This window comes from Bacteroidota bacterium (genome assembly GCA_040388375.1).
In the GTDB taxonomy this organism is placed as follows: Bacteria; Bacteroidota; Bacteroidia; order UKL13-3; family UKL13-3; genus JAAFJM01.
On record JAZKBU010000003.1, the window covers coordinates 306946 to 324522 of the forward strand.

The 17577-nt window shown below is 34.8% G+C and carries 17 protein-coding genes; 7 read left to right on the forward strand and 10 right to left on the reverse strand.

Annotated elements, in window-relative coordinates; translation table 11 throughout:
• Window positions 1–27: 27 nt before the first annotated feature.
• Window positions 28–408, reverse strand: coding sequence for a glycine cleavage system protein GcvH (gene gcvH / locus V4538_04310; GenBank protein MES2380239.1), 381 nt, complete (start codon window positions 406–408; stop codon window positions 28–30).
• A 134-nt stretch (window positions 409–542) separates the two neighbouring features.
• Between gcvH and V4538_04315 the strand changes: the two genes are divergently transcribed.
• Window positions 543–860, forward strand: a complete 318-nt coding sequence (locus V4538_04315; protein ID MES2380240.1) for a DUF962 domain-containing protein — start codon at window positions 543–545, stop codon at window positions 858–860.
• A gap of 69 nt (window positions 861–929) precedes the next feature.
• Here V4538_04315 and V4538_04320 read toward each other — a convergent pair whose 3' ends face one another.
• Window positions 930–1817, reverse strand: a complete 888-nt coding sequence (locus tag V4538_04320) for an NAD(P)H-binding protein (GenBank protein MES2380241.1) — start codon at window positions 1815–1817, stop codon at window positions 930–932.
• Between the two features lie 83 nt (window positions 1818–1900).
• On the opposite strand from V4538_04320, the gene V4538_04325 reads away from it, so the two are divergent.
• On the forward strand, window positions 1901–2263 hold the full coding sequence (locus tag V4538_04325; GenBank protein MES2380242.1) for a helix-turn-helix domain-containing protein: 363 nt from the start codon (window positions 1901–1903) through the stop codon (window positions 2261–2263).
• 76 nt (window positions 2264–2339) lie between these two features.
• On the forward strand, window positions 2340–4043 hold the full coding sequence (locus tag V4538_04330; protein ID MES2380243.1) for a tetratricopeptide repeat protein: 1704 nt from the start codon (window positions 2340–2342) through the stop codon (window positions 4041–4043).
• Window positions 4044–4050: 7 nt separating this feature from the next.
• Here V4538_04330 and V4538_04335 read toward each other — a convergent pair whose 3' ends face one another.
• The 6 genes from V4538_04335 to V4538_04360 form a co-directional block, all read right to left on the reverse strand.
• Window positions 4051–5148, reverse strand: a complete 1098-nt coding sequence (locus V4538_04335) for a PKD domain-containing protein (GenBank protein MES2380244.1) — start codon at window positions 5146–5148, stop codon at window positions 4051–4053.
• Between the two features lie 4 nt (window positions 5149–5152).
• Window positions 5153–6442 (reverse strand): porin family protein, encoded by a 1290-nt coding sequence (locus V4538_04340; protein MES2380245.1) that lies wholly within the window; start codon window positions 6440–6442, stop codon window positions 5153–5155.
• A complete protein-coding gene (locus V4538_04345) occupies window positions 6439–7008 on the reverse strand; it encodes an RNA polymerase sigma factor (GenBank protein ID MES2380246.1) in 570 nt (189 codons plus the stop codon). The genes V4538_04340 and V4538_04345 overlap by 4 nt, the downstream gene beginning before the upstream one ends.
• Before the next feature lie 65 nt (window positions 7009–7073).
• Window positions 7074–9200: a PKD domain-containing protein gene (locus V4538_04350; GenBank protein ID MES2380247.1), complete on the reverse strand. Its 2127-nt coding sequence runs from the start codon at window positions 9198–9200 to the stop codon at window positions 7074–7076.
• 245 nt (window positions 9201–9445) lie between these two features.
• Window positions 9446–10225, reverse strand: coding sequence for a class I SAM-dependent methyltransferase (locus V4538_04355; protein MES2380248.1), 780 nt, complete (start codon window positions 10223–10225; stop codon window positions 9446–9448).
• A gap of 21 nt (window positions 10226–10246) precedes the next feature.
• The gene (locus V4538_04360; GenBank protein ID MES2380249.1) at window positions 10247–10918 is read right to left on the reverse strand and encodes a hypothetical protein; all 672 of its coding nucleotides are present in this window, start codon (window positions 10916–10918) and stop codon (window positions 10247–10249) included.
• Between the two features lie 323 nt (window positions 10919–11241).
• Between V4538_04360 and V4538_04365 the strand changes: the two genes are divergently transcribed.
• From V4538_04365 to V4538_04375, 3 genes are all read left to right on the forward strand, one after another.
• Window positions 11242–12084, forward strand: coding sequence for a methylated-DNA--[protein]-cysteine S-methyltransferase (locus tag V4538_04365; GenBank protein ID MES2380250.1), 843 nt, complete (start codon window positions 11242–11244; stop codon window positions 12082–12084).
• A gap of 2 nt (window positions 12085–12086) precedes the next feature.
• Window positions 12087–12695: an alpha-ketoglutarate-dependent dioxygenase AlkB gene (locus V4538_04370; protein ID MES2380251.1), complete on the forward strand. Its 609-nt coding sequence runs from the start codon at window positions 12087–12089 to the stop codon at window positions 12693–12695.
• Window positions 12696–12757: 62 nt separating this feature from the next.
• Window positions 12758–13519 (forward strand): hypothetical protein, encoded by a 762-nt coding sequence (locus V4538_04375; protein MES2380252.1) that lies wholly within the window; start codon window positions 12758–12760, stop codon window positions 13517–13519.
• Between the two features lie 99 nt (window positions 13520–13618).
• On the opposite strand, the gene pnp is transcribed toward V4538_04375, so the two are convergent.
• Both pnp and rpsO read right to left on the reverse strand, forming a co-directional pair.
• A complete protein-coding gene (gene pnp, locus V4538_04380) occupies window positions 13619–15775 on the reverse strand; it encodes a polyribonucleotide nucleotidyltransferase (protein MES2380253.1) in 2157 nt (718 codons plus the stop codon).
• 212 nt (window positions 15776–15987) lie between these two features.
• Window positions 15988–16263, reverse strand: a complete 276-nt coding sequence (gene rpsO / locus V4538_04385; GenBank protein MES2380254.1) for a 30S ribosomal protein S15 — start codon at window positions 16261–16263, stop codon at window positions 15988–15990.
• A 186-nt stretch (window positions 16264–16449) separates the two neighbouring features.
• Here rpsO and hemW point away from each other — a divergent pair, with 186 nt between their 5' ends.
• Window positions 16450–17577 (forward strand): radical SAM family heme chaperone HemW, encoded by a 1128-nt coding sequence (hemW, locus tag V4538_04390; protein MES2380255.1) that lies wholly within the window; start codon window positions 16450–16452, stop codon window positions 17575–17577.

Sequence of the window (17577 nt, forward strand, 5' to 3'; positions counted from 1 at the left end):
AAGGCATTGGTATATTTTTTTTTGCTATTAAGCACCTACTAAGGTTTTATAAGCAGCAGCATCTAATAAATCGGCAACTTCCGATTGCTCAGTTATGCTTGATTTAACCATCCATCCTTTGCCATAAGCATCTGAATTTACATCTTCAGGAGTTTGATCAAGACCACTATTTACTTCTAGAATTTCACCGGAAAGTGGCATAAATAAGTCGGATACTGTTTTTACGGCTTCAACTGTTCCAAATACTTCATGTCTGGCAATTGTTTTACCTTTACTAGGTATATCTACATAAACGATATCGCCTAATTCTTTTTGTGCAAAATCAGTAATTCCGATATATGCTACATCGCCTTCAATACGTATCCACTCGTGATCTTTTGTGTATTTTAAGTTTTCTGGAAAGTTCATTGTTATAAAATGTTATTGTTTATTTATGGCAGCTAAAATACGGTTTAGTATCAATATTCAAAATCAAATTTCGATTAATAAAATACCTGAACCTTGTTAGTTTAAAATGTAGGTTTTTAATTTTATGTTGCAGTATGGAAAAAAAGTACACCAGTTTAAGAACATTTTATCCGTTTTACCTGAGCCAACACCAAAACACAACCAGTAGAGTGCTTCATTTTGCGGGCACCAGCCTGTTTCTGTTTATTTTTTTCGGGGCTTTTATTTTTCATCAACCCAAGTGGTTTCTGTTTTGCCCAATAGCTGGGTACGGTTTTGCTTGGGTTGGGCATTATTTTTTTGAAAAAAACAAACCCGCTACCTTTACCTATCCCTTGTATAGCTTACTCAGCGATTTTATTTTATACTTTGAATTATTAAGCGGCAAGCAAAGTTTTAGTGTAGAAGAGTAAACGTTACTTTATAAAAAAAATGCCAAAGGAAAATATCCCTTGGCATTTGACTAAGTAATAGGCAGGTTATTAAGCGTTGTAAGCAGCAGTAAATTCTTTTGCAAAATCAGCTAGCTTTACTTTACCTAATTGTGGTTTGTTTTTCCAGTAGTCAGCCTGTATTAAACCTTCACGTATTGATTTACCCATTTGTACATACCCATTGGCAATAGTTTCCGGCAAACCAGCTTGTAACATGCCATTTAAGGAGTCGGCATCGCTAAAAGTTATCCAAGGTGTGTTTGGTTTATTGGCTGCACTTGATAAGGCTGTGGCAATATCAGCAACGGAGCATTCATCGCTGGCTACATATTGAATGCTTGCACCTGTAAAGTTTAAGTTTAATAAATGGTGGCTTACTGCATCGGCTATATCACTGGTATGAGTCAATACCAATTTCTCATCCGTATTGCCAAAGTTACTTCCCATAATATTTGCATTTTTTATTAAAGGAATCATGTTAAATAAATTGTAAAAGAAGTAGGAAGGTCGTAACATTTTTATATTGGTATTACTCAATTGATTTAGTTTTTCTTCCAAATAAGCTACGCCATCAATCGGTCCGGCTCCATTGCGCATATGTGCACCAATGCTGCTTAATTGTACTACGTTTTTTACCTTGTTTAATTCAATGGCTTGCGTGTAAATGTCAGCTACTTCTTTTTGATATTGCAGCAAATCGGTAGTTGCAAAATTGGGAGGAATCATTAAATAAACGGCATCGGCACCCTGAAAGGTTTTGTTTATGAAAGCAGCATCGCTTACTAAACCAACAGCCGCCTGGGCTCCTAATGCTTCAATAGCTTTGGTCTTATCTGCGTTGCTACTAACTACTGTTACATGGTGGCCTGCGGCCACTAAATTTTTTACTACTGGTAGGCTAATATGGCCTAACGATCCTGTGATAATGTATTTCATTTTTTTTATGTTGTTTAATTGTGGGACAAACATAAATTTGTACTTACTTTTTTACTAGTACTTACTAAAAAGTGTGTTAAAAAATGAATAAAAGAAAAACGACCTCAACCAATTTTCAAAACCAAATTGAAAATTATCATTGCCCGGTAACGCTAACATTGAGTGTAATTGGAGGGCGATGGAAACCATTAATTTTATGGCAACTTTCGCAGGGAACCAAGCGTTACAATGAAATAAAAAAAGCCATTCCCAACGTATCGGAAAAAATGCTTATTGAAAAACTAAAGGAATTGGAAATGGATCAGTTAGTGGTGCGTAAGGCTAAACCTGTTGTGCCTCCGTATGTGGAGTACTCGTTAAGTGCCTTAGGTAAATCATTGGATCCGGTGTTAAATTCTATGGCACAGTGGGGAAACAATGAGATGATAAAAATTGTTAAGAGGTAATTATGCCAGATGAAAGTATTGAATTTACCGTATGAAAATATGTATGTTTGTTTAGATTAAAGATTGGAGAAAGCAATTGAAATTGAATAGTATAAAACTAGTAATAGTATTGATGTTGGGCATGATATATGGCGTACATGGACAAACAGGAAATTTAACAGAAGAACAACGCTTAGCTTTTGATAAAGTATTTTTTAGAGGCATGAAGGATAAGATGCAGGGCAACTTAAGCGAGGCTGCATTTGCTTTTAAAGAAGCTATTATTTTAGACCCTGATAATGCTAACGTCTATTACCAGATAGCAGAAATTCTGTATACCCAAAAAAATCCCAGCGAAGCTTTAAAGTACGCAGCTTTAGCCGTGAAGCTAAATGCCACTAATGTATGGTATAATAACCTGTTGGCTGATTTATATAAATCAACCAGGAACTATGAAAAATCGGCAGAGCAATACCTTTACATGTACGATAAGATAAAGCCAGAGGTTAATTATTTATACGAAGCCGCTACTTGTTATTTTTATATACAAAAGTATAGCAAGTCAATTAAAATACTGGATAGAATAGAAGCAACAGGGCAGGGGCAGAAAGAAGAAGTGATTATTAAGAAAGAACAAATATATCTGCAACAAAATAAAATAGGCAAAGCTATAAAAGAGGTAGAGCGCTTAATAAAATTATATCCTGATGTAAGGTACAAAGGCATGTTGGCCGATTTATATATAACCAACAAAGAGGATGCAAAAGCATTGGAGATTTATAACCAGATATTGGCGCAAGACTCAAGCAACGGTTATGCCAGTATAGCTTTAAGCGAGTATTACCGTTCAAAAGGCAAAATTGATTTGGCTTATGCTTATTTGAAAAAGGCCATTGCATCGCCCGATTTAGAGATAAAAAGTAAGATACAAATTTTAGTGCCTTTTGTTACACCGGAAGCTGGCAAATCAGCCAAATCCCAAGCCTACGAATTGGTTCAGATATATAAAAATGCACATAAGGCCGAACCTACAGCCACTATGTTGTTAGGCGATTTGTATATGCAGGATAAAAAATATGCAGAGGCCAGAGAAGAATATAGAAAAACAGCCAAGCTGGATGGAAGCAACTTTGCGGTATGGCAACAAATATTGTATTGTGGGCAGGAGTTAAACGATAACAAAGGTATTTTAGAAGATTGCGAAGAGGCTTTAACATTGTTTCCAAGCGAGCCTTTGTTTTATAATTTTAAAGCATTGATTAACGTACAGGAAAAAAATTACGACATAGCTATTACTGCCGCTTTACAAGGTTTAGAATATGTAGTAGATAATGATGATTTAAAAGTACAGTTGTTAAGTATAGTTGGCGATGCCGCCCATTATGCTAAGCGTCCTGCTTTGGTTGATTCTGTATATAATGAGGCTTTGCAGTTGCAACCCAATAATGCGTATGCATTAAACAATTATGCTTATTTTTTAAGCTTACGCAAAACCAATTTAAATAAAGCTGACAGTATGAGTTATTTGAGTTTACAGTTAGACCCTGATAACCCAAGTTACCTTGATACGTATGGTTGGATTTTATACCAAAAACAAGATTACCAAAGAGCAAAACAATACATTGAACAATCGTTAAAAATATCGCCAAAAAGTGCAGATGTTTTAGAACATTTGGGTGATATAATGTATAGGCTAAACGATAAAGAAGCTGCTATGCGTTATTGGCAAAAAGCCAAAGACAACAATTCAAGCGGTGAGTTTTTAGACGAGAAAATAAAACAAGGCAAACTAATAGAGTAGTTAAAAACTAAGGGTGCGCAAAAGCTATTTTAGCTTTCACATTATTCATATTTATTTTGCTGCTGCCATTGCTTAAAATACAATTCCATTCTACATCAAAACGATGTGTTGCTTGGTTTTTTTCGTTAAGCAGATAAGGCTCTTTTGATAATACTTTAAAATAGCTGCTTGCATCCTGTTTGGCTATATTGGAGCGCCAAACCTCTCCGTTTTTATCCGTATATTCAATAATTACAGTGGAAAACTGTGGTATGTTATGTTCAGGGGTAATAGTAAAATTAAAATTAGCCTTGCAGGCAGTAGTATTAATAGCTATGTTTTTGCTTACTTCTATTGTTTGGTTTAAGTACACCGTAGTAATGGTAGCTTTTACCAGGTATATACCCGGATTTGTATATTTATGATAAACAGATTTACTGCTTGATGTATCACCATCACCCAGTTGCCAGGATATGGTTTTTATATTACTGGTGTCGTTAAAATATATGGATACGTTTTGTGCAGTGTCAGCATCAGGAAAAATATTCATATCAGGATAAACTAAATTAATAGTATCTGCATTCATGAATATTTTTTTAGCAATACTTGAAGTACATGCCGTTACCGTATTTGTACTTTTGTACGTAATAATTGGATTGTTATTGGATGGAAATAATTTTGTTGGGTTGGATAGTGTAGAAGAAGTTCCATCACCAAAATCCCACTGATGAGTGGTATTTATCGTATCAGCAGCAAAAAAGTTTACTTTATAGTTGGTGGGGTTATCTATGTAATAATTGTAATTGCTGTAACCAAAAATAGAGTCAAAAGCAAAAGGTACGTTTTTTCCGTTATGGTTATTTCTGATAATTATTTTTAAAGATTCCTTGCAATCAATACATGGTTTTTTGAACTCACTTACATAAGTTATTATATCATTGGTTGAATCGTACCCATAGTCGGTAAATAAATAAAAATCATCAATACCCGCTGTTATGTTAAGGTTTTGGCTGTTTACCAACCCTGTTACATTAAACTCAGGATTACCAGTGTTGCCAACGGGATCAATGTTTTTTTTGCAGGAAACAATGCACATTAGTAATATGTAAACAATATATTTTTTCATGTGCTTAAAATTTGTAGGCGCCTCCTAAACGCAAGCCGATGTTGTTATTGTTATCGGTAACAGAAACATTGGTTAAGCCATAATAAAAACCGGTATTAATAAGCCAGTTTTGGCGTAAGTAATATTGGTATGATAAATTGATTTGCCAGTCAATATCATTTATATGGTTTCTGTATCCATTTAAATAATCAGTTCTTTCTTTATTTGATTCTTTGCTCAGTGTAGTTTTTAAAACTTCAGCAGACTCTATTACATACATAAATGAAATGCCAGCTTGTACACTGTGTTTGGGTGTAATGCAGTAACCCAACATAAGGGGTATTTCAATATAATCAAGACGAGTGGTTCTCAATTTTTTTATGTTTTCATTCACACCAAAACTATATGTTTTTTCGGTAATAATACGCTCTTGTTGGTTTTGGTTAATGCGGCTGTAATAGATACCACTGCTTAAAAAAGTTTTAGCACCCATAAAGTATTGGTATTTTAAACCTGCATAAAAATCAATGGGATTATACCAAGCGTTGTTTGGGTTGTAGTAAGTTAACCCTGCCTCCAGCCAAACTTGTTGCTGCGCACGCTGCTTTTGTTTTTTATATATTTTATAAGCTATTGATTTTTCCTGTACGCAAGTATCGCAGGTGTTTAGCTGAACATTAAAGCCAGCTAATTTTTTACTATCCATTAATAAATAATCACTGTTTTGTTCTTCAATCAGCGCTTCTTTTTCTGCTGGCGATGCAACATCCAATTTGTTTCCATTGGCTAAAGCTGCACTAGCTAATTTTTTATATTTTCTGCTTTGTGAGTTATTGGAGTTAGCAGTATTACTCATATTATTGGTTTTATCAGGTCGTGTTTTGTAATCCTTTACATTAACAGCAGTTTGTTGTTTGTTAGGTTCCTGAGTATCATTGCCGGCCTCAGTTGTATTGTTTTTATCTTTTGTGTTTATAGTTGCAGCGTTGTTGTTAGCAGTATTTGTTGATGGTGTAGTATTAGTAGCAGGGCTATTGTTAGCAGGGGTAGTAGAATGAGATGATGAAGCAACGGTAGCATTGTTATTGTCCGTAGCATCTAATGACATTACATGGTTCCAGGTAACAGCACTAATAAATGCAATAAACAGCATGGTTAAAAAGAGCAGAAAAAAGCGTTTTCTATTCTTTTTTTGTAAGCGATCGTTGGCAATCATATCCTTTGCCATTATCCAGTCGCTTTCCGTAAACTGTATATTTGCATCGTTTCCTTTTTTTCTCAGAAACTCATCAAATAATTCATCTTCCTGTTTCATAATACTAACATTTTAAGCGATGATAAAATAGTACTCAGCTTCTCTTTTAAAAGTGTTCTTGCGTTAGACAAGTGCCACCTTGATGTTCCTTCGCTAATGTTTAATGATAAACTAATTTCTTTGTGACTCAATCCTTCAAATACATAAAGGTTAAGTACTTCTTTACTCATTTTAGGCAACTTGCCTATTTGAGTTAAAACTTCTTCTGCACTCAGTTTTTGTTCGGCTTTGTTAATATCGAATGGATGTTCGTTACTACTAAATGTAGAAAAGTCTGTTACCTGCTGATTTTCTCTATATTTTTTATTCATTCTAAATTCATCAATTATGGAATTTATTAAAATACTTTTTGCCCATTTACTAAATGCCAGTTCATTATTGTATTTTGAAATGTTGTTGAGTATTTTTAGAAAGCCTTTATTCAGTAAATCCAAGGCATCATCGCGATTGGTACTATATCGGTAACATATAGGCATAAGCAGTGTAAAACACTTTTGATACAAGGCATACTCTGCCCTTGTATCCTGTTTTTTACATTGTGCTATAATCTCGTTGAGTTCCTGCATTTACTTATAACAAAAGACAGTAGGAGTTTAGTCTACTGTCTTTTGTGTTTATTGTTGAATATATATTACTTGATCATTTTTTTACTTATCCGTCCCTGTTCGTTACTTATTTGTACCATATACATGCCGCCAAATAAATCACTAATATCTAATTTAATATTGTTTTGTCCAACATGTGTTGTAAAAGTTTTAGTTAAAAATACTTTTCCGGCCATATCAGTAATACTTACTTCAACCGGTTGGTTGAATACACTAAGTAAATCAATGTTCAGTTCATTGTTGGCAGGTATTGGGTACATATTGCTGATGCTCATGCCTTCTACAGTTTTTACTCCTGTGCCTACATTATTAATGTGTATACTGTCGCATACTGTTTGGTGGCACGAGTCAATGTTATTCCATACTGTTAAACAAACTTGATACCAGCCATTTGTAGCATATTGATGCGCTGGATTTTGAGAATTAGACGAGGATCCATCACCAAAATCCCAGAAATAATTAGTGCCGCTTGGTTGAGGATTTAATGTTTGGAAAACACCCACACGTGAACTGTCTAAGTGGTAATTAAATGCTGCATTACATTTAAATAAACCAGAGTCAACATATATTATTTTGCATTTAGTGTCGTAGCAGGAATCAGTTGTGCTGGAAATAGTTAAGCAAACAGTAAAATTACCAGCATATGTATAGTAATGAATAGGATGTTGGCTGGTAGAAGTAGTTCCATCACCAAAGTTCCATGAGAAGTTTATATTATTTCCTGTTGACGTGTTGTTAAAATGTGCTGATGCATTGCTTTGCCAAAAAACGAAATCTGCATGACATGGTTGTGAAGAATCACCTGTTACAGTTATTGTTGTACATTTGGTATCTATACAGGTTGAATCAAATGCATTTCTTACCGTTAAGCAAACATTATAAGTGCCGGGTTTAAAAAGGTGTAAATAGTTGGCGCTTGTTGCTGTCCATCCATCGCCAAAATTCCAATAGTACAATAAGTTGTTACCAGTGCTGCTTGTTGCATTAAACAAACAAGGGTAATCGTTAAAATTAACTTTTTGTGGGTTTAACGAGTAGGTGAAATTAGCATGGCATGGGGTATTACCTGCACTTATCACTATGGTTGAACATTTGGTATTGGTGCAGGTAGAGTCTAATAAGTTTCTAACGGTTAAACAAACATTGTAAGTACCCGGTAAAGTAAATGTTTTATTCGGGTTCATGGTAGTAGAAGTAGTACCATCGCCAAAGTTCCAGTAATATCCTAAGTTATTACCTGTTGATGTATTGTTAAAATAGAAAACATTATTAATGGTGTCTCTGTAATAAGTAAACTTAGCCACACATGGTATGTTTGCAGCAGGTATAGTAATGGTTGAACACTTGGTATGGTAACAATTAGAATCCAATAAATTTTGTACCGTTAAGCAAACAGTGTAAGTACCCGGTGTAAATGTTTTAGTTGGGTTCATTGCTGTAGAAGTGCTGTTGTTTCCAAATGTCCAGTAATAAGCTAAGTTACTGCCGCTTGACGAATTAATGAAATGAACATTATTTAAACTATCTCTAGAATAAGTAAAATTAGCTATACATGGTTGGTTGTTACCATTGGTAACAACAATGGTAGAGCATTTTGTGCTGTAGCAGGTAGAGTCAAACGCACCACGTATAGTTAAACAAACAGTATAAGTTCCGGGATTAGCATACGCATGGCTTGGGTTTTGCAAGGTAGAGCCTGTACTATCACCAAACGTCCAGGTATATAATAAATTAGTGCCGGTAGAAGTATTGTTAAAATACACCGTACTGTTTATGGTATCTTTAAAGTAATTGAAATTAGCCGTGCACGGGCTTGAAGGCGTTAAATAAAGTACGGTACAAAAAGTATCATTACATACACCTGGTTTGGTTACACGGTGGCAAACCATATAGGTGCCATAATTAACATAAGTTTTAGTCGGGTTTCTGGTTATGCCTGTACTTCCATCACCAAATGTCCAGAAGTGTTGTACTGTACTGTCGTAATTGGTGCTGTTAAAGTTAACTGTTTTGTTGGCAGTGCCTGTGCCAACCAAAGAGGTGTAATAAGGATTACAAGTTTGTGCCTTAAGTGTGCTTGTGTTTAAAAACAAAGCACAATAAACTAGCAGTGCCATACAATAAGTGAAGGGTAGTTTGATTATTTTTTTCATATAATAATTGATTAATTGTTCTTTCTGTTATTGGGTACGTATGCGTATGGCGTATGTGTTGGGTTTTTAGAAAAATAAAATGTAAAAAAATATTGTTTTGGTTGAAAGTGAGCTAGGTAATAATAACAATATTTCCGGTGAAGGTGTAGTCAACCCATTGAGACTAACAATTGAAATAAAAATAATATCCGTAGCTATTACTATAACTACGGATATTACCATTCAAAATCAATATAAAAACAAGCTTATTTAGTAGCTATTACAAATATGTCAATTGCCTCGTGCAGATTCCTGTCACTTAAAAAGAAATCGTGTGTTGAAATAGAGGCCCTTCTTTCGTCCTGTTTTAAAAGCTGTTTCCTCATAATGCTGGTTATAATATTATATGGTAAAGTAAGTAACCAAGAAGGGAGTTTTTTATGTAACTCAAACTTATCATATTTCAAGGCCAGATCCACCCAGGTTTGGTTGTCTTTATAATATTTTTTTACAGAGTCGTTGCCATGTAAACCCAGAATGGTATACGATGAAAAGTACTTTTTTATTTCCGTTTCCATTTCTTCAAATGTATACTCAAAAACATGGTAAGGGTTTCGCGCAAACGATTGCAAGCGGTTAGGTGTAGTACAAATAAACTGCCCACCCGTTTTTAAACAACGATGTGCTTCCTTTACAAATTCCTCCCTTTGTTCTATATGTTCAATAAACTGAAATGAGGTTAGTATATCAACAGAGTTTTCATCCATAGGTATAGGTGGTACCTTGGCTTGCTTAAAAGTAATACGTTTGTTTAGTAATTGCTTTTTACTGGCATCAGCTATGGTTTGTTTAGAGTAATCCAACCCGATAACGTTATTGCTTTTTAAAGTAAAATCAACCGTTCCGTATCCATTGGCACAGCCAATATCAACTACTTTGTGTTGAGGTTTTATATACGTGTTAGAAAATTGGTAAGCATAGTAACAACGTTTTACTGTTACATTATTAGCTGTTTCAAAACTTGGTCGTTCTCTATTAAATATCATGCTAAATATAAGTTTAAAATTTTAGTCGTGGAAAAACCGGCTATTGCGAAATGTTTTAGGTGTGTTTAACTTTTCAGCCTTAAATATAAGATTGGTGGTTTGTTGCATTTGGCTGGCAACCGCAGGCAAATACTCATTGTTTGTTAAACGTACTGTAGGTATTTGAGCTTGCTTAAATAAATCAGTAAAACCTTTATCCATACTCGAACTATAAATAACAGCATTGCTAAAATACCTTTTAATGAGTTGTATTAGCTCATGCATGGAAGCATTGGAGCAATCGTTAGTATGGCACTGAATGCCAATAAAAATAGTTCCCTTGGTTTTTAGTTTAAAACACAGTTGAATAAGGTAAGTTTCAATATCTCTTTCATGTAGCGTAGTGGAATAAAATAAAGTATCAACCGATTCGTTAAAAACAATTTGTTTTTCTTTAGGTGCTGTTAAGTAGTAAACAAGCAAATCACCTGTGTAAGTCAGCTGTTTTATGTTATTGTATTTATTTGTTTCCTTGCTTAGTGTATGGCTATGGTTTAACCAAAAAACATCTTGTCCTTTAGGTAGTTCGTTTTGAATAAATTTTTCGTGCAGTTGCGCAGGCGAAATAAAATGGTTGCTGAAAACCATTGATGCGATTACTTTTTTAAAGAATAAGCGAACATCATTTAATAGTAAGTTGAACTCATAGACCATAACATATACGTATTAGTAAGTATGTAGCTGTTATAAATAAAAACTATATACCATTAGGTTAATTAATTTTATTAGTAATTACATCATTAAAATAAATAGTTCTGTTTCTATAAAATGCTGGTACGTTAACTTATAAAGTTATGTTGGGTTTTTGAGTAATAATTATTTCTTAACAGAATAGTTTCTGCTAATTTTTAAAAAAATGGATGTGCGCTGTCTCAAAGCGAACAACATAGGGTATGATAGTACATAAAAAATAAGGCAAGTTTCAGATTTTATAATGATAAAAAACGTCCGACATTTGTATAGTAAAAGCTCAGAAAATGAATAACGAAGAAAACATCAATTACCAACGCATAGCTGATGCCATTAACTATATACAAAACAATTTTAAAACACAACCTAGTTTAGAAGAAGTAGCAGAAAAAGTGCATTTAAGTCCCTACCATTTTCAACGACTTTTTACCGAATGGGCAGGCACCAGTCCTAAAAAGTTTTTACAGTATATAAGTATAGAGTATGCAAAAAGTTTATTGAAAGAAAATCAGGTTACTTTGTTTGAAGCAGCCTTTGAAACAGGTCTTTCTGGTACCAGCCGTTTGCACGATTTGTTTATAAACATAGAAGGGATGAGTCCGGCCGAATATAAAAATGGAGGTAAAAATTTAACCATTAATTACAGTTTTGCAGCAAGCCCCTTTGGTAATATAATAGTAGCTTCTACACCCAAAGGTATTTGCCATATAGCATTTACCGATGATGAAGCACAAGCTTTTCAAATATTACAAAGTCATTTTCCCAATGCACAGTTTAACCGACATGCCGATGCAATGCAACAAAATGCTTTGTTTATTTTTAACCACGATTGGCAAAAGTTGCCACAAATAAAATTGCATTTAAAAGGAACTGATTTTCAATTAAAAGTTTGGGAAACATTACTTAAAATACCATTGGGCGAGTTGTCAACCTACGGAAAAATAGCACAACAAATAGATAAGCCCAATGCCCCAAGAGCAGTGGGTACCGCCATTGGCGATAATCCAGTTGCTTTTTTAATACCTTGCCACCGAGTAATACAAGCAACAGGAAAGTTAGGTGGTTATATGTGGGGCACTACGCGTAAAACAGCTATGATAGGTTGGGAAGCATCGCAAATAAATTTATAAATATGAATTTATTCACTGACGAAACAGACCATGACAAAAACCTATTGCCTTACGATGGTGTAGTAAATTATTATGGTAAGCTATTTAACCAGGAAGAAGCCAATCAATACTTAACAGATTTGTTAAATACCATAGCATGGAAAAATGACGAAGCCGTTATTTTTGGTAAACATATTGTTACCAAACGGAAAGTAGCCTGGTATGGCGATACCGATTTTAACTATACCTATTCCAATATGACTAAAAAAGCTTTAAGCTGGACAAAAGAGCTATTAACCATAAAGAATACAATAGAAGCTAAAACAGGCGAAACCTTTAATTCTTGCTTGTTAAACCTATACCATAGTGGCGAAGAAGGTATGGCCTGGCACAGCGATGCAGAAAAAGATTTAAAAAAGAATGGAACCATTGCTTCTGTAAGTTTTGGTGCCGAACGTAAATTTGCCTTTAAACATAAACAAACCAAAGCAATCGTTTCAATGCTATTGGAGCATGGTAGTTTATTACTCATGAAAGACATTACCCAAGCCAATTGGCTGCATAGATTGCCACCAACAAAATTGGTTTCCAAACCCAGAATAAATTTAACTTTTAGAACTATCGTTATTTAGTAATGCAACATTTTGAAAATTGGTATTGTCAAAAAGCATGAAAATAATTAAACAATACTTTTATGAAAAAAGCAATTTTAGCAATGAAGACAATAGTGTTATTGGCAATGATTTTAAGCTTGAGTTTTACAAGCTGTAAAAAAGGTTGGTGGGGTTATGAAGAAGAAAATGGTGGTGGAGGTAAAGGCGGGGGAGGTAAAGGTGGCCAAACACATGTAAAGGGAATCATATATACCCAAGGCTGTGGAATTGGTATTTACGGAGATGGCTTATGGATTAAATTAGATGATGGCACTTTATTACAACCTTGTGCCCAATCGTTTCAAACACTTTGCCCTATTGTTTTGCATGAAGGCGACAGGGTAGAATTAAGCTATAGTGCTTACAAGGGTGATTATCCCGATTTTCAACCCTATTGCGATATGATGATGTTTCCTTTTAAAAGAGTTACCATTGATTTTATGACCGTAATAAACAAGCCCGTAGGTACATGCAAACCTGTTACTGTACCTAATAACTACGACCAACTGGATTTAGCGCAGGTAAACATAGGCGAAGCATCAATTGTAGGAACCAGTTTAAAACTAAATATTGGTTATAGCGGATGCAGTAAGAATGCCGAAAAATTCGGTTTAGTTGGCAAATTAATTAGTAAAGGAAGTACTTTAACCTATGAAATAAAACTAACAGATGCAGTACCAGAAATGTGCCAAGCTTATTTTACCGAGGATTTATGTTTTGATTTACAATCACTCAGAAATCCAACAAACAGTAGCAGGGTGAAAATTAAATTGATTGGATTCGGTAAAGAGTTAATATTGTAATATAATTAGTTAGTTTGTTTGCTAAAGCTAATTGAAACAAACCCCATAAAAAAAGAGAACCTAGGTTCTCTTTTTTTGTTATTGTATGATAAGCTAAAATTAAGCTTGTGGCTCTTGTGGAGTTTCAGGCTTAGGAGTTGGCTCAGGTTTAGGTAATAAAGCTTTGCGGCTTAATCTGAATTTACCTGTTTTTTTGTCAACCTCTATTAATTTAACCTGTATTGTTTCACCTTGTTGTAATACACCATCCATTTTATCAATGCGGTTCCAGCTTATTTCACTAATGTGTAATAAACCGTCTTTACCCGGTAAAAATTCAACAAATGCACCAAAGTCCATTATGTTTTTAACTTTACCTTCGTATACCTCACCAACAACCGGTACAGCTACTATGCCTTTAATTAACTGCATAGCTCTGCGTAAACTTTCAGCGTTGCTCGATGCTATTTCAACCACACCGTTTTTATCATTTTCGGTAATAGAAACAGTAGCACCCGTTTCTTTTTGAATACCTTGAATAATTTTACCGCCTGGTCCTATTACTGCACCAATAAATTCTTTATCAATTAGTAAAGTTTCAATACGCGGAGCATGTGGTTTTAAATCGTCAGCAGCAGCCGAAATAGTTTTATTCATTTCGTTTCTGATATGCTCACGACCGGCTTTAGCTTGGTTTAATGCTTCTTCAACCATTTCCCAACGTAAACCGTTTATTTTTATATCCATTTGGCAGGCAGTAATACCTTTTGCAGTACCTACTACTTTAAAATCCATATCACCTAAGTGATCTTCATCTCCTAAAATATCAGATAAAATAGCATATTTACCGGTAGTTTCATCGCTTACTAAACCCATAGCAATACCACTAACAGCACCGGTAATTTTAATACCTGCATCCATTAATGCCAATGAACCCGCACAAACAGTAGCCATACTTGATGAACCATTTGATTCTAAAATATCAGATACAATACGGATAGTATATGGACTTTCAATTAAAGGAGGTAATACACGTTTTAAACCACGTAAAGCTAAGTTACCGTGTCCAATTTCACGTCTTCCCGGTCCACGGTTAGGTCTAACCTCGCCAGTAGAGAATGAAGGGAAATTGTAATGTAACATAAACTTAGCATAACCGGCTAACATTGGGCTATCCAATAATTGCTCATCTAATTTAGAACCTAAAGTAACCGTAGTTAATGATTGTGTTTCGCCACGGGTAAATAAAGCCGAACCATGAGCAGCAGGTAAATAACTTACTTCTGTCCATATTGGGCGTACTTCATCCAATTGTCTACCGTCTAAACGTTGTCTTTCATTCATAATCATCGCACGAACTGCATCGTACTCTACATCATGAAAATATTTATTGCTTAAAAATTTATCAACTTCAGTTCCTTCCGGTAACGAAGCTTTAAACTCTTCTCTGATAGCTTTAAAGCCAGCGCTTCTTTCATTTTTACCTGCTTTTGATTTAGCTACTGCATATACTTTATCGTAAGCAAATGCACGAATAGCAGTTTCTAATTCAGGATTGCTGCGTTCGTGGTTATAAGTACGTACAGGTTTTTTGCCTCCTAACATTTCGCATAATTCCCACTGTGCTTTTATTTGTAATTTAATGGCTTCGTGAGCTACTTTTAAAGCAGCTAACATATCCACTTCACTTACCTCTTGGCACTCACCTTCAACCATGTTTAAGTCTTTTTCAGTACCTGCTACTATTAAGTCCATATCAGCACGCTCTAATTCGTCTTTGTATGGATTGATAACAAACTGACCATCAATACGTGCAACACGTACTTCAGAAATAGGTCCGTTAAAAGGAACATCACTTACTAATAAAGCAGCCGAAGCAGCTAAACCAACCAATGCATCAGGCATAATGTTTTGGTCAGACGATATTAAAGTTAATGCTACTTGCGTATCAGCATGGTAATCACTAGGGAATAATGGGCGTAAAGCTCTATCTACTATACGACTAATCAATACTTCGTAATCAGATAATTTAGCTTCTCTGCGGTGAAAGCTTCCCGGTATGCGACCTACGGAAGCAAATTTTTCTTGGTAATCAACCGTAAGTGGCATAAAGTCCATATCTTCTTTGGCTTCTTTAGCCGATACTACAGTAGCCATGATCATGGTATCACCCATTTTTACTACTACTGCTCCATCAGCTTGGCGAGCTAAACGGCCAGTTTCAATACTGATGGTTTTACCACCAATTTCAAATGTTTTAATTGTTGCTTGTGACATATTTTTTAAATTTTCAGCCCCATCTGTTTTACTTTTATAACTTTTACTTACTAAGATGGGATTAGTAAACGAAAGATTTTTCTGTTTTAAATTTTACTCCTTTAAAAACATAAAAGCAGGAGCTATATAATTGGCCCCTGCTTTCAATAAATTAATGTAGTGTTACCTCTTTTTTTAAATTCAAAGGCAACATTAGTTTTAATCCGAATATCTTATTTACGGATTTCAAGTTCTTTGATAATTGCTCTATAGCGGAAAACGTCTTTACGCATCAAGTAATTTAATAAAGAGCGTCTTTTTCCAACTAACTTTACAAGACTTAACTCTGCAGAGAAATCTTTTTTGTTAATTTTTAAATGCTCAGTAATGTGATTGATCCTCTCAGTGAAAAGAGCAATCTGACTTTCAGCAGAACCAGTGTCTGTTTTAGACTTAGCTGTACCGAATTTTTCGAAGATGGCTTGTTTAGCCTCGCTTGTCAAATGCATGATCTATTTTGTTTATTTTTAATGAATAAGGCTGCAAATGTAAAAAGTTTTTATTAGGAAACAAACATTCCCCTAAAAATTAGCCAGATGTGGCTTTAATTAAGCGTCAGCACAAAGAGAAAATATTTGCCATATTCCAACAGAACCTTTTTAATCTTAAATTGCCAAATATTTCCAATTTAAGTTTTGTCGGGCATTTATATCCATATTCCTTTTTGTAAGCAAGCGTGTTTCTACTGTAATTTCCATTTTTCAACCCAATTGAAAAATATAGACGATATGGTGGAGGCTATTTGCAAGGAAATACATTTGCGCCATCATTATTTACAAGACAAAACTTTAGCCAGCATATATTTTGGTGGGGGAACGCCCAGTTTACTTAATAACCAACAAATAGGGCAAATATTTGAAGCCATACAACAGTATTTTACTATAGCCAAAGGAGCCGAAGTAACATTGGAGGCCAATCCGGATGATTTAACCGCAGAAAAATTAAAGGAACTGAAGCAAACACCAATTAACCGCTTAAGTATTGGTGTACAAAGTTTTTTTGATGCTGATTTAAAATGGATGAATCGTGCGCACAATGTCAACCAGGCAGAAACAGCGATCGCTTTGGCCAAAGAGATTGGTTTCCATAATATTACCATTGATTTAATTTATGGAACACCCGGTTTAAGTAATGCCAACTGGCTAACCAATATCAATACCGCTTTGGCTTTAGGTGTAAACCATGTAAGCAGCTATGCTTTAACAGTAGAACCTAAAACAGCATTAGCCTCATTTATAGAAAAAGGAAAATATGCCCAAACCAACGATGAGCAAGCCGCAGAGCAGTTTGATATTTTGGTAAAAACCCTAACAGAAAATGGCTTTATACATTACGAAATAAGCAATTTTGGTAAAGCAGGGTTTTTAGCACAACACAATGGCAATTACTGGAAAGGCAAACATTATTTAGGGATTGGTCCTTCTGCACATTCCTTTAATACCCTGTCTCGCAGTTGGAACGTAGCCAATAACCAGGCATATATACAGGCATTACAAAATGATAACTTTGAATTAACGGAGGAGATACTCAGTGTAAATGACCAGATAAACGAATACATAATGACAGGTTTACGTACCATTTGGGGTTGCGATTTGGGTTTTATTGAACAGCAGTTTGGTGTGGCACATAAAGAACGTATACTAAAAGCAGCAACAAAGTTTATAACACAAGATTTACTTACTATTCAGCAGGGTATTTTATTAACTACCCCAAAAGGTAAGTTTTTAGCCGATGGCATTGCCGCTGATTTATTTTTGGTTTAA